Genomic DNA, 12888 nt, shown 5'->3' on the forward strand with positions numbered 1-12888 from the left:
TTAATCCTGAGCTGACATAACTGGCGTATAGTCGAATCATACTCAACTAAATAAAGGATGATGGCACTTATGGGCATTCATACGTACTTTAGATCACTAAACGATTTGGAACGCATTATCCGCACCCCTGGCAAATTCAAATTCGAAGAGCACAGCGTGTCGGCTCACTCCTGGAAAGTTGTCCAGTACGCCAAGACGCTTGCCGATATCGAGGAGCAGCACGGCGTCACGATTGATTGGAAGAAGCTTTATGAAATTACGAGCAGCCATGATTATGGGGAAATTTTTATTGGAGACATTAAAACGCCCGTCAAGCATTATTCCCTTGAACTGCGTTCGATGCTGCAGCAGGTTGAGGATGGCATGGTCGAGCATTTTATTCAGGACCATATTCCTGAGGAATTTCAGGCTATTTTCCGCAGACAGCTGCGCGAGGGCAAAGACCATTCGGTAGAAGGGCTCATTTTGGAAGTTGCTGATAAAATGGATCAGGTCTACGAGGCATTCGCTGAGCTCCAGCGCGGCAATACCGAGAAGGAATTTATCGTCATGTACCGTTATGCGTTAATTAAAATCAAAAATATCGACCTCCACTGCGTGAAGTATTTCCTCGAGCACATCCTGCCAGATATTATCCATGAAGGCACTCTTTCCCCCATCGATATTCGTAAAATAACAGAAGAAGCGCTGGCGCAAGGTGAAACGGCCGTCGCCGTCCTGTAGCGGCGCGGCGCGTTTCATTCTGAGAAATATAGAGAAAGGATTGCGTTAGATATCCTTTCCTATATTTCAAGGTGAAACGGCCGTCGCCGTCCTTTAGTGGCGCGGCGCGTTTCATTCCGAGAAATATAGAGAAAGGATTGCGTTAGATATCCTTTCCTATATTTCAAGGTGAAACGGCCGTCGCCGTCCTGTAGCGGCGCGGCGCGTTTCATTCCGAGAAATATAGAGAAAGGATTGCGTTAGATATCCTTTCCTATATTTCAAGGTGAAACGGCCGTCGCCCTCCTGTAGCGGCGCGGCGCGTTTCATTCCGAGAAATATAGAGAAAGGATCGCGTTAGATATCCTTTCTCTATATTTCAATAAAAAAACGGCACTCCATCCTTTGATGAAGTACCGTTTTTTTGAGCTTTTCCAGCCCATTCGCTGCTATAAATTTTGCTGGGTAATACCCAATTCCGGATCGAACACCAGCATCTTCGTGCCAATTTTATCAATGAAAAACCGATCATGGCTTACGGTCACAACAGCGCCGGGAAAATGTATCAGCGCCTGCTCCATCACCTGTATGCTCGTTAAATCCAGATGATTCGTCGGTTCATCCAATATGATGACGGCTGCACCCGAAAGCAGGCATTTCGCCAATGCAACCCGGGCCATTTGGCCGCCGGACAGGCTGCCAATCACTTTGCTTAAATCCATCTCGGAAAATTGCAGCATCGACAGAAATTTGTTCACCTTTTTCCGCGGCGCATCGAGCCCTAGACCATACGTATTGACGGCGTGGCTCACTGTATCCTTAGGATCAAGCTCCTCCCACATCCGGTTGAAATACGCGTAGCTGACCCCTTTTTCCCAGGTGACCTCGCCGGATTCAGGCTTCTCCTGCCCCGTCAGCACCTTGATCAGCGTGGACTTCCCGCTTCCGTTCGGGCCAACGATGACGAGGCGATCCTCCTTCTGAATGTCAAAGCTGACGTTCTGAAAAATAGCGCGTTCCTCATAGCTTTGCCCGATTTGCTTAACCTCGCACAGCTTGTCCGGGAAACGCAGCAACTCATAAATATCCGTAATCAGCACGTTCACCGGATTCGGCTCAACCCGCTTCTTATTATCGGCCAATTTGCGGGATAACCGGTCTTTGGACGATTTTTTGCTGGCGCGGCTGTCGATCGCTTCCGACTCCATGAGCAGCAGCTCTTCCTCCCACTCGAACTGGCGGTCCAGCTCCTTCTTGCGCAGCTTCTTCTTACGAATATAGTCCGTATAATTGCCATCGTATGGCTGAAAATGATAATTTTCAATCTCGATAATTTGCGTGACGACCTTGTCGATAAACTGCCGATCATGAGAGATCAAGATCATGGCGCCATTAAACCGGTAAAGCCACTGCTCCAGCCACGCAATGCCTTCCATATCCAAGTAGTTTGTCGGCTCGTCAAGCAATACAACATCCGGCAGCTCAATTAGCATTTTCGCTAAAGCCGCACGGTTTCTCCAGCCGCCAGACAGCTCATCAATCGGCTGATTGCGTGAACGATCGTTGAAGCCCAGCTTCGTCAGAACGGTGTTGATCTCTACGGAAACGTTCCAGCCGTCCAAATGGTCCATTTGCTCGAACAGCTCCGCCTGCCTCGCCAGCAGCTCATTCATTTCGCCATCATCCGATACCAAGCCCAGCTTTTCCCCAACCGCTTGCAGCTCGCGCTCAATCAGAGCAACCTGCTCGAAGCACATTTCCAGCTCTTGCTGGACAGACAGACTACCGCGCATTTCTGAAAATTGCGAGAAATACCCGATTTTCACCTTTGGATCTATTTCCACTTTGCCGCTTGTCGGCTCTTCTTTGCCCATAATGAGCTTGAATACCGTCGACTTGCCGGCTCCATTCCGCCCAATAAGGCCAATTCGCTCCCCTTGGCTCACGCGAAAATAAATATCGCGAAAAATCATGGCGTCTTCATATTTCTTCGTCACATTTTCCAACCGAATTACACTCATGCTATCACCCTTCTAGCTCCGTCAGTCTACTAGTCATTATAACATTAGATATTGTTTATTTTTTGTTGCGCGCCAATATTTCGCCTGCCTTCGCCCGAAACTCGGTGGCCGCCGCCTCGGGCGTTATTTTGCCAAATAGCAGCAGGTCATGCAAATCACGCAGCACCACGGTCACTTCTGCCGTTCCGACCGGGTCCGGCGGGTCCATGGGACTGCTATTTTTCTCCACCCAATCGAGATATTCAAAGATTTGCGCAAGCTCAGGCTTAACGAACGGCTTCAGCTGCTCCTTTAACTGGGAAGATACGGGCACGCCCCTCTCTCCCTGCAGCAGCTTGTTTGCCTCTAAATTATTGACGAAGAAGCTGATGAATTTCGCGGCCTCTTCTTTATTTTTTGAATTTTTGGAAATCGAAAAAAACATGCCCGGCTTCAAAAATAACCCTTGCTTGCTGTTTGGCCCAGGCAGCGGCACGATAGCCAGCTGTTTGCCGTAATGCTCCACGATGTTGATGAACTGATTGGAATAGCCCCAGCCTAATAGAGCCTCCCCTTTAAAAAAAGGGTCTGCGTCCGATTTATTAATATCGGACGTCCAAATATCGGGCAAAAATATCAGTTTATCCTTCGCGAGCCTTTGCATTCGTCCAAAATAGTCGATAAACAGCTTGTCATCCTCATAACCTAGACTAGTGCCATCTTCTGCAAACAAGGTAAAGCCATGCTGTCTAAGAAAATAAGCAAAAAACTGCTCCGGCGTAAATACCGTTCCTAAATAAACGCCTGTGCCCTTGAGCTGCTCTCCCATCTGGTCAAAATCCTCCCAGGTCCACGAGGCGGTAGGCGGCTCTACGCCGCTGGCCTTGAAAACCTCTGGGTCATATACGGCAAATAGCGCATTGACGCCCAAATTCATGCCGTATAATTGGTCTCCCCATTTCCCGCTGGACAGATGGCTCTCGCTGATGGAGGACGCATCTATGATACCGCTTCGAATATACGGCTCCAAATTCTCCAGCAAATCAAGCGAGCTGTACTGGGACAAATACGAAATGTCCATCTGAATGATGTCCGGCAGCGCATTGCCCGCCGCGTACGGCGCGAGCTTTCTCCAATATTCATTGAAAGCGCTGTATTCAAATTCAATGTTAATATGCGGATTTAGCTCTTCATACATATGGATAACCTCGATCGTTGCGTTGTTGCGAAATTCATTGCCCCACCAAGCGATGCGAAGCGTAATCGGCTCCTCCTTAAGCTTGTTCAATGGGTCGGAATCCCCCGGGATGCAGCCCCAGAGAGCGGCTAGCAAGCCAAGCATTATGCCAATTCGGATGGTCGTTCGCATCATCTGCTTAATCCTCCTGCACAAGCGGAATAAGGACGCTGACTTTCGTTCCGCCCCCCGCCCGGCTGTCAATTCCTAGCCCATAGCTTTCGCCGAAAGCGAGCTTGATCCGATTTTTAATATTCAAAATGCCAATCCCGTTCCCCCGCGTCTCCGCCTCTCCGCTCAGCACACGCTGCACATAAGCTTCCTCCATGCCCGGCCCGCCGTCCTCGACAATGAGCGCAAGCTTCCCTTCCCCCCACTCCGCATAAAGCCGGATCGTACAGGGCTCAATCATAGGCTCCAAACCGTATTGCACGGCATTTTCCAATAGAGGCTGCAAAGTAAGCTTAGGGATGGCAGCGGCATAACAGGAAGCAGGCACATCCATATGAAAATCCAGCCGATTTTGAAATCGGTATTTTTGAATCGTAATGTAATGCTTCACCGTTTCAAGCTCCTCGGCAACCGTAATCACATTTTGCTTTAAGCTGATTGAGGAGCGCAGCAAATAACCAAGCGAGACGACCATGCTGGATATTTGCTGCTGCGCATTTTTTTTGGCCAGCCAATGGATAGAATCGAGCGCATTATACAAAAAATGAGGATTAATTTGCGCCTGCAGCGCCTTGAACTCCGTTTCCTTAATGATAAGCTGGTTGGCGTAATTTTCTTTAATCAGCGTATTAATGCGAGTAATCATCATTCGATACGTTCGCTGCAGCAGCCCTACTTCATCCATTTGCTGAAATGCAGGTGCGGACATGCTGGCATCCATGCTGTCCAGGTCGCCATACTGCACCTCCTTCATCTGGCTGATCAACTGGCGAATGGGCCTCGTCAAGCTGCGGGCAAAGGCCATCCCGATGGCAACAACGACAATAAAGGTCAGGCTATAGACGATAACGAGCGAATTTTTCAGCCACACGACCGTTTCAAAAATATGATTGTAAGGGACGATATTGTAATACATCCAGCCTGTATAGGAGGATTTTTTCTGCGACAGAAAGGTCGGCTCGTTGTTCACCTTCTTGATCTCGTAGCCGTCTCCCGCCTTTAGCGGCTGAAAGGCAACAGCCACACCTTCTGGCATTTGCCCGTACGGATAGATGACATCCTGCCCTGATTTAAGCAAAATATCACTACTCTGACTCGCCGTGCCTGCATAGTCCTCCACTAATCTCTCAATATTAATCCGCAAAAATAAAATGCCGATGGGCTCCAGCGTCAATGGCTCATACGCCCGCACCTCCCTGACCATAATTAGCATAGGGTCGGAATCATCCGGGTAAAGCCAGCGGACTTCGCCTTTTCCCGCCACAGCTTCTTTTATCATGCGGGCGTATTTTTCCTCTGAGAAGGATGGGGAGTCCCCATATTTGCTGACCCGCTGTCTGGAGTCGATAAGATGAACAGATTGCACATAACGTTCAGCATTGCTAATATGCGCCCACAGTTGATCGGTTATCTTCTTACGGGTTATGTAACCGGCATATTCTGCATCGTCCTGAAGCAAATCCTTTAATCCTCGCTGAATTTGTGAATCTGAAATAATGGTGAGCGACATCGACTCCAGCTTCTTCAGCTCCATATCTATCGTGGTGGACGATAAATTCAAGAGTCGATAGGATTTGTCATATAGCTGTCTGTCATAAATCGAATAGGCATAATATAAGGAGCTGTAAGCAATCGTAATAATAAGGGTCATGATCAGAAAGATCATGAGAAACATTTTTCGCTTGATGCTCAGATTCCGATATACCGTCATTATACAGAGCGCTCCTTTGCACAGGTCATACACTAGATATATCACAATCGGCAAAAACCAGATACACTAGCGGAAACCGGAGCTCTATTTTCACGAAGAAAAGGCTACTTTGGGGCGTATTACGCCCCATACAGCAGCCTTCATCCGTCTATGCATTTTTCACACTGCCGCTTATTTCGTTTGGTATCTTTCGTAAGCCGCTTGGTGCATTTCGACAGCTTGATCAATGCCCATGCTCTTAATCGTCTCTACCATTTTGTCGAACTCGGCAATCGGCTTCTGCCCGTTAATGATCGCTGTCATCGTCTCGTTCAAGTACGTATTGACTTGGCTCATAATGGAAGTGACCGTGCTTGCTTCGTCCAACGTCAGGCGGATAGGAGGAAGCGTCAGCTCGGAGCTCGCTTTCATCCACTCCGTGTTGGCATCCCGCTGGCCTTGATCGAACAAGAGGGCGTCCAAATATTTGCTGTCCTGATTGATCGGGCCATCCATAATCGATAGCGCATAAGAAGCCAGCGCCTGATCATAGGTCAAGCCGTTCGGATTGTCGGTGATGAGACCCGTAAACTTGATAGCATCGCCGTCCTTCTCGTAGCTCTCGCCCTCGATGCCAAAGTTGAACAAGTCGCTGCCCTGCGCGCTGTAATTAAAATCCATCCATTGCACGATATATTTCAGCTTGTCTTCATCGGCGCTTGATGTGATCGCTTCTCCATAGGTCAGCACCTTATTGTTCATATTGAAGGTCGCGTAGGCATTGCCATCCGGCGATACCGGCCATGGAGCGCCTGTCAGATTAAAATCCGGATCGGTATCCCTCATCAGGTTGAAATATTTGCCCATGCCGCTGAACACACCGCCCAAGTAGGAGCCGGCTAAATTATTCGTAATTTTATAGTCAAAGGCTTTGCCGTCATTCGTCATAATTTCCGGATCAATCAGCCCTTCTTTATACCAAGCTGCCATCGTCTCGAGGAAACTTTTGTATTCAGGCTCGATTGGCCCGAAAGCCACTTTTCCGCCCTTCATTTCGAAGCCGCCAATGACTCCGAAGGCTGGAGAAAAATCATGCAGCTTCGTCAAATTTCCCGGTCCCCAGTTGCCTGTAAACGGAAGCTCATCCTGCTTGCCGTTGCCGTTCGGGTCCTGTTCCTTGAACGCCTTAAGCACCGTATGCCACTCATAAATCGTTGTAGGCGTTTTCAAATTGAGCTTATCAAGCCAGTCCTTGCGCACGATAGGGCCCGTTGTCGCATTCAGCTTGAGCGCATCCAGCTTCAGAAGCGGGAACATATAGATCGTGCCGTCATCGAGAGCAATTTGCTTCAACACATCCGGATCGGATTCAATAATGCTTTTCAGGTTTGGCGCGTATTGGTCGATCAGCTCGTTCAAGCGAATAATCCGCCCGTCCTCGATCATTTTCTCAGGACCGCCTACTGCATCCGCCCAGTTGTAGTAGATGACGTCTGGAAGCTCCTTCGTTGCAATGAGCAGGTTGAACTGATCCTTTTGCTGTCCCAGCGGCGGGTGGGTAAATTTCACCTTGATTCCCGTCAGCTCTTCCTTTTTCTTATACGAGGCCATTTCCCCAAAGTTGTCCATCGAGGCGGTCAGCTTCGCATCATTCGCACGCCAATAATTAATCGTGAACGCTTCATTCGTAATGGGCAGCGGTATTTCCGTCAGCTTCTCTTCTCCGGCTGCTGGACTGGACGCCCCTGCATTGGCCGGACTGCCTGCTGCCGCTCCTTCATTTGGCGCATTGTTTTGCGAGCACGCCGACATCAGGCCGACAAGCAGCGCCGAGGACAAAATGACCAACCCCATTTTTCTTTTCACCCAAATCGCCTCCAAAAAATAATTGATTTTTATTGTTTCACGGCACCGATTAAAGCGCCTTGAACAAAAAACTTTTGAATAAACGGATACACCAGCATAATCGGCAGCGTAGAAATAATAATCGTGGCGTATTTAATGTTTTCTCCGATTGCAAAGCCTGTGTCCACGCCGGCACCCATCGACTCCGTACTGCTGCTAATTAAAATATCCCGCATTACAATCTGGATCGGATACAGCTCCTGGCTTCGCAAGTAGAGCATCGGGCCCACATAATCATTCCAATGGTCTACAGCATAATACAGCGACATGACCGCCAAAATCGATTTGGATAAAGGCAGGACGATACGAAATAAGATTAGAAAATCATTAGCTCCATCCAGCTTGGCGGATTCGATCAAGCTTATCGGAATGCTCTCGAAGCTCGTTTTCATAATCAGGAAGTAGAAGGTGCTGATTGCACCAGGGATGATCATCGCCAGGCGAGTATCCACCAGTCCCAAATTCTGAATGAGCAGAAAGCTTGGGATCATGCCGCCGCCAAAAAACATCGTAAAGGTAATGAGCTGCATAAACGTTTTTCGGCCGAATAAATCCATTCTGGATAGCGCATAGGCGGCAAAAGCCGTCATTAGCAAATTAACCAGCGTTCCTGCTACGACATAAAAGAGCGTGTTCAAGTAGCCGTTATAAATTTTCGGATTTTGAAACACATATTTATAAGCCTCAAGCTGGAAGCCTTCGGGCAGCAGCATGAGCGACCTTGAGCGCAGCAATTGATCTGGATCGCTTATAGAAGAATTCAGCACATACAGCATCGGATAAAAGGATACGGCTATAATGCAGCACAGCATAATCACATTGAAAAAGTCAAAAACATATTCCCCTGACGAGCGTTTCATAGGTCACCTCCCGTTTACCAGAGACTGGTCGAATTCACTTTTTTACTAATCGCATTGGCCATTAACAGCAGCGAGAAATTAATAATGCCGTTAATTAATCCAATAGCGGTCGAATACGTATAGTTGCCTTCTAAAATGCCGGAACGGTAAATAAAAGTGGATATGACGTCTGACGTTTCATAGGTCGGTGCCGTCTGCATGAGCAAAATTTTCTGAAAGTCGGCGTTCATAACCGCACCCAAACGCAAAATCAGCATAATGACAACCGTCGGCATAATGCCCGGGAGCGTAATATGCAGCAGCTGCTTCCACCTGCCAGCCCCATCCATCTTCGCCGCTTCATAGAGCTGGGTATCAATATTGCTGAGCGCTGCCAGAAAAATAATCGAGGCCCAGCCCGCCCCCTGCCAAATGTTCGAAAGAATGTACATCGGCCGAAACATATCCTTCTCCGCTAGAAACATAATCGGCTGCAGGTCGAAGAAGCTGCGAATGACATTAAACAAGCCGCCATCGAGCGACGAGAACGTTTTCAGCATTCCGACAACAACGACGACCGAAATGAAGTGGGGCATGTAGCTGATCGTCTGTACCGTGCTCTTGAACCACTTTTTGCGGACCTCATTAAGCAGCAGCGCCAAAATAATCGGTGCCGGAAAGCCGAACAAAATGCTGTAAAAGCTGAGGATCAACGTATTTTTAATAATTCGCCAAAAATAATAGCTGTTAAAAAACATCGTAAAATTGTCAAAGCCAATCCATTTCCCTTCCAAAATGCCTTTGATTGGGCTATAAGATTTTTGAAAAGCCATCAACAAGCCGTACATCGGTCCATAGTGGAAAATGAAATAATACGCTAGGACCGGAATTAACATGAGGTATACATATTTATTCCGCAGCCATTCCTTTTTGAGGAAAACGAGTTTGCTTGTTTTAGCTCTGCTGCCCTTGAGCGCCTGCTGCTGCTCTTCCTCCAGCTTCAACTCCATTCTTCTGCCCCCACCCTAAATGTTAATCGATTAATATTTATGTTTATAAATATACAAGTACGGCTTCTCTTTTCACATGTTCATTTCCGATGGTTTTATGTTCAAAACCGTGATGTATCAAGGTGAAACGGCTGGCGCCGTCCTTTGGCGGCGCGGCGCGTTTCAATCCGAGAAATATAAGCCTATTTATAAGAGTGAAACTTATAAATGCTTATATTTGCAAAAAAACACCCTGCGGCCGTATCTCGACGACTTCAGGGTGTAAACGATAAGCCTATGGCGTTTTCTTATATTCCGAAGGAGAAAATCCGGTATACTTCTTAAACATTTTGCTAAAATAAGACGAATTGCCGCCGAAACCGGTTTCCTCAGCCAGCGCCGCTATTGTAAATTCCTCGCTTTGTCCGATAATCTCCAGCGCCTTTTGAATCCGAAAGCTCATCATGTAGTTCGTAAATTTTTCCCCTGTCTCCTTCTTAAACATTTTGCTTATGTAATCCGGATTCATATAAATCTCCCCGGCAATAGATTGCAAAGTCAGCGATTCATCCTTGAAGCGGCTTTGGACAATATTTTTCATATGAAGCACCATCTGCGACTGCCTGCATCGATTCCGCTCATAGTTGTGGAGAGCAATCTCTTGGGCTATGCCCATCACATATTGTTGAAAAGACTGCAAGGTGCTCGTTTCGATTAAACCCGGGAGCTTATCCATATACGCCTTCATCTCGGAAGATCCACACAGCCGAATCATTTCCATGTACATCTGGATCAAATAGGATTTCGTTGTGGATATGTCATAGCGCAGCTCAGAAAGCATTTGAAACATTTGCTGAAGCTCTTTTTCCGCTTCTGCCCAATGCCCTGCTTTAATTGCTGTCATTAAACGTTCTTGGTCATACTCCCATTCAGAACGATCCCCTTCCCCAGATGGGGAAATGTCGCGCTCCATAATAAGACTGCCTTCACCGAGATAAAATCGATGGTTCAAGCAGACAAGCGTCTGCGTATATAAGCGCCGCGCCTGCGCCAGCTCTCCCGGCTCGCTGAGGGCGGCGGTTAGGTCAAAATGATAATATTTCGTGAAGGTGGCGCGGATGCTGTCAATTTTCTCGAAAAATTGCGCCTCGGACAGCTCGTCTTCCATGAGCAGAAGAACATGCTGGCCTACGGTAGAGCTGAGTATGGGGTTAGGAAAGATGTCCTCGGATATATTTTTCACGGCAAACAGATGCTCATACTCATGCTCGCCCTCGATTTCCACCAGCAGCAGGCGTACGCTTTGCGTTTGAAAATGCAGCCCGAACAGGTCGCCAAAATACTGCCATTCTCTTACGCCATACGTTTTATTCGTTACGAACTCCTTTAGAAAATGCTCCTTGGCATGCGGCAACACGCGCTCTAAATCATACTTGATTGATTGCACGAAGCTCTCCTGGCTGGCCCGTTCCTTCTTCTCCTGAACGATCTCCGTGATGGCCTCCACCAAGCTTTCCTCGCTGCACGGCTTCAGCAAATAATGCTTCACCCCATACTGCATAGCTGTTTTGGCATAATCAAATTCCGAGAAGCCGGTCAGCATGATAAAAGAGATACCGGGATACTGCTCCGCAACAGCAGCTACGAGCTGCAAGCCATCCATGCCCGGCATTCGAATGTCGGTAATAACGATGTCCGGCGGATTATCCCTCAACTTTGTTAGCGCTTCCAAACCATTTTGCGCTGTTCCTGTTAATTGTGTACCTAGCCGAGCCCAATCCATCACGGAGGAAATGCCGTCAAGAATGAGCCATTCATCATCAACCAAGAGAACCTTGTACACCGCTACTCCTCCTCCCCTGTTACCAACCTGATAAAAGCTGCGTCTTTTATTCTTAATTTTACCTTGCTATGACAAAGCAAGCAATGAAAGGGAGATGTGCAATTGGGAGCACAATTAGAGATGTACAATTAACAGTACTAGCAAAAAAAGCAAAGGCAGCTTTAACTGCCCTTGCTCCTTCTCTTTATTGCTCTTAAATATTAATATCATGAATGTTGTCGATAATAATGCCTTCCCTGACTCCCATTACGGTATTTCCTTTTTGAAGCGCTTTTCACAGGGTCTACACAGGGTCTACACAATATCAACGAACTAGTGGAATAACCCTCGGTGAATGCTAGCCCACACCTAACCTAAAGCTATACCCTCCACTGCCGCACCAAGTTTTTTCCGCATGCTATATTTGAATCGATGCAGCTTCTTTCACTGCCACTTGTAATCACATATAATCCCATTGATTTGGCAATGGGAATTGCCATAGCGCCGAATCCTCCGGTTCCTCCGGGAATGAAAAGCTTTTTCTTCGGCTGGGCATGGAGTACATTATGCAAGGCTTGATAAGCAGTCAAGGCAGTAAGGGGGACCGCAGCCGCTTCATTAAAAGACAAATGGTCAGGCATGATGGATAAAGCATCTTCATTCACGGCCGCATATTCAGCAAAAGCACCGATTTTATTAAGCGGCAGCCTCGTATAGACAGGGTCACCTACCTTAAAATTCAATACCTTATCACCAACGGCTTCAATAACGCCTGATAGTTCATTCCCTAAAGTGAATGGCAGCTTATAGTCGGCAATCATCCGCACACTGCCATTCAGATTAAGAATGTCCAGTGGGTTTACGCCTGCAGCTTTTACTTTGACAAGTACCTCATGGCTATTGATCTGTGGTATATCAACATCATTTAATTCCACTTGAATTTTTTTGAATAATTCTGTATTTGTGCCGCTTTCTAGAAATTCCGTTTCTGTTATAGCCGGTGCTAAAACCTTTGCCTTTAGTTTGGCACCTTTCAGTTCTAGCTCTTTTGCAAGCCCTTCTGTGAAGGCACTAACATAATATTTAGATGCTGAATAAGCAACATTCCCAACAGCAATGGCATAACCGAGCGCGGATGAGACGTTAATTAACTGAGTTCCTTCGACATCTGCATAATCTCGCACATACAGAGTAGAAAGGATCGTCAAGGATTCGATATTAACACGCAGCATCGTTTGGGCTTTATCTAAATTCTGATCTGCTACAAAAGCGGCTTCTCCCAGCCCCGCATTGTTAATCCAAGTGTCTATTTCGTATTCCTTTAGCTTGCTATACAAAGTGTAAGCCTGATCTGTAACAGACAGGTCACTTGTTTGAACAATAACATTTACACTAGGATCTATTTCCTGAATGGCCGTTTTAAGCTCTTCTAATTTATCCAATCCCTGAGCTTGCTCCTGTAATAACGGTATACTTCATCCTATTCTCTCCTTCATAACGTGCAGATTAGTGTAAATGAGTTTCAAGCACAAT

8 protein-coding genes and 2 pseudogenes are annotated in these 12888 nt (G+C 47.1%); 1 reads left to right on the forward strand and 9 read right to left on the reverse strand.

Features of this window, described 5'->3' with window-relative positions; translation table 11 throughout:
• Positions 1-69 precede the first annotated feature (69 nt).
• Positions 70-723, forward strand: a complete 654-nt coding sequence (locus tag ASF12_RS07100) for a YfbR-like 5'-deoxynucleotidase (RefSeq protein ID WP_056031420.1) — start codon at positions 70-72, stop codon at positions 721-723.
• 428 nt (positions 724-1151) lie between these two features.
• Here ASF12_RS07100 and ASF12_RS07105 read toward each other — a convergent pair whose 3' ends face one another.
• The 9 genes and pseudogenes from ASF12_RS07105 to ASF12_RS35175 form a co-directional block, all read right to left on the reverse strand.
• Positions 1152-2723, reverse strand: coding sequence for an ABC-F family ATP-binding cassette domain-containing protein (locus ASF12_RS07105; RefSeq protein WP_056031423.1), 1572 nt, complete (start codon positions 2721-2723; stop codon positions 1152-1154).
• Positions 2724-2778: 55 nt separating this feature from the next.
• The gene (locus tag ASF12_RS07110; protein WP_235533067.1) at positions 2779-4074 is read right to left on the reverse strand and encodes an ABC transporter substrate-binding protein; all 1296 of its coding nucleotides are present in this window, start codon (positions 4072-4074) and stop codon (positions 2779-2781) included.
• Positions 4075-4078: 4 nt separating this feature from the next.
• Entirely contained in the window at positions 4079-5821 is a 1743-nt protein-coding gene (locus ASF12_RS07115) for a sensor histidine kinase (protein ID WP_056031426.1), read from the reverse strand.
• A 171-nt stretch (positions 5822-5992) separates the two neighbouring features.
• The gene (locus tag ASF12_RS07120) at positions 5993-7666 is read right to left on the reverse strand and encodes an extracellular solute-binding protein (protein ID WP_056031429.1); all 1674 of its coding nucleotides are present in this window, start codon (positions 7664-7666) and stop codon (positions 5993-5995) included.
• Positions 7667-7695: 29 nt separating this feature from the next.
• Entirely contained in the window at positions 7696-8565 is an 870-nt protein-coding gene (locus tag ASF12_RS07125) for a carbohydrate ABC transporter permease (protein ID WP_056031434.1), read from the reverse strand.
• Between the two features lie 14 nt (positions 8566-8579).
• The gene (locus tag ASF12_RS07130; protein WP_056031437.1) at positions 8580-9554 is read right to left on the reverse strand and encodes an ABC transporter permease; all 975 of its coding nucleotides are present in this window, start codon (positions 9552-9554) and stop codon (positions 8580-8582) included.
• Positions 9555-9828: 274 nt separating this feature from the next.
• Positions 9829-11376 carry a response regulator transcription factor gene (locus tag ASF12_RS07135; RefSeq protein WP_056031440.1) on the reverse strand — a complete coding sequence of 516 codons (1548 nt, stop codon included), beginning with the start codon at positions 11374-11376 and terminating at the stop codon, positions 9829-9831.
• 419 nt (positions 11377-11795) lie between these two features.
• Positions 11796-12316, reverse strand: a pseudogene (locus ASF12_RS07140) (NADP-dependent oxidoreductase); the annotation flags it as partial.
• Positions 12303-12834, reverse strand: a pseudogene (locus ASF12_RS35175) (SDR family NAD(P)-dependent oxidoreductase); the annotation flags it as partial. The pseudogenes ASF12_RS07140 and ASF12_RS35175, both read right to left, overlap by 14 nt.
• Positions 12835-12888 lie beyond the last annotated feature (54 nt).

Source organism: Paenibacillus sp. Leaf72, from assembly GCF_001422685.1.
Classification (GTDB): domain Bacteria; phylum Bacillota; class Bacilli; order Paenibacillales; family Paenibacillaceae; genus Pristimantibacillus.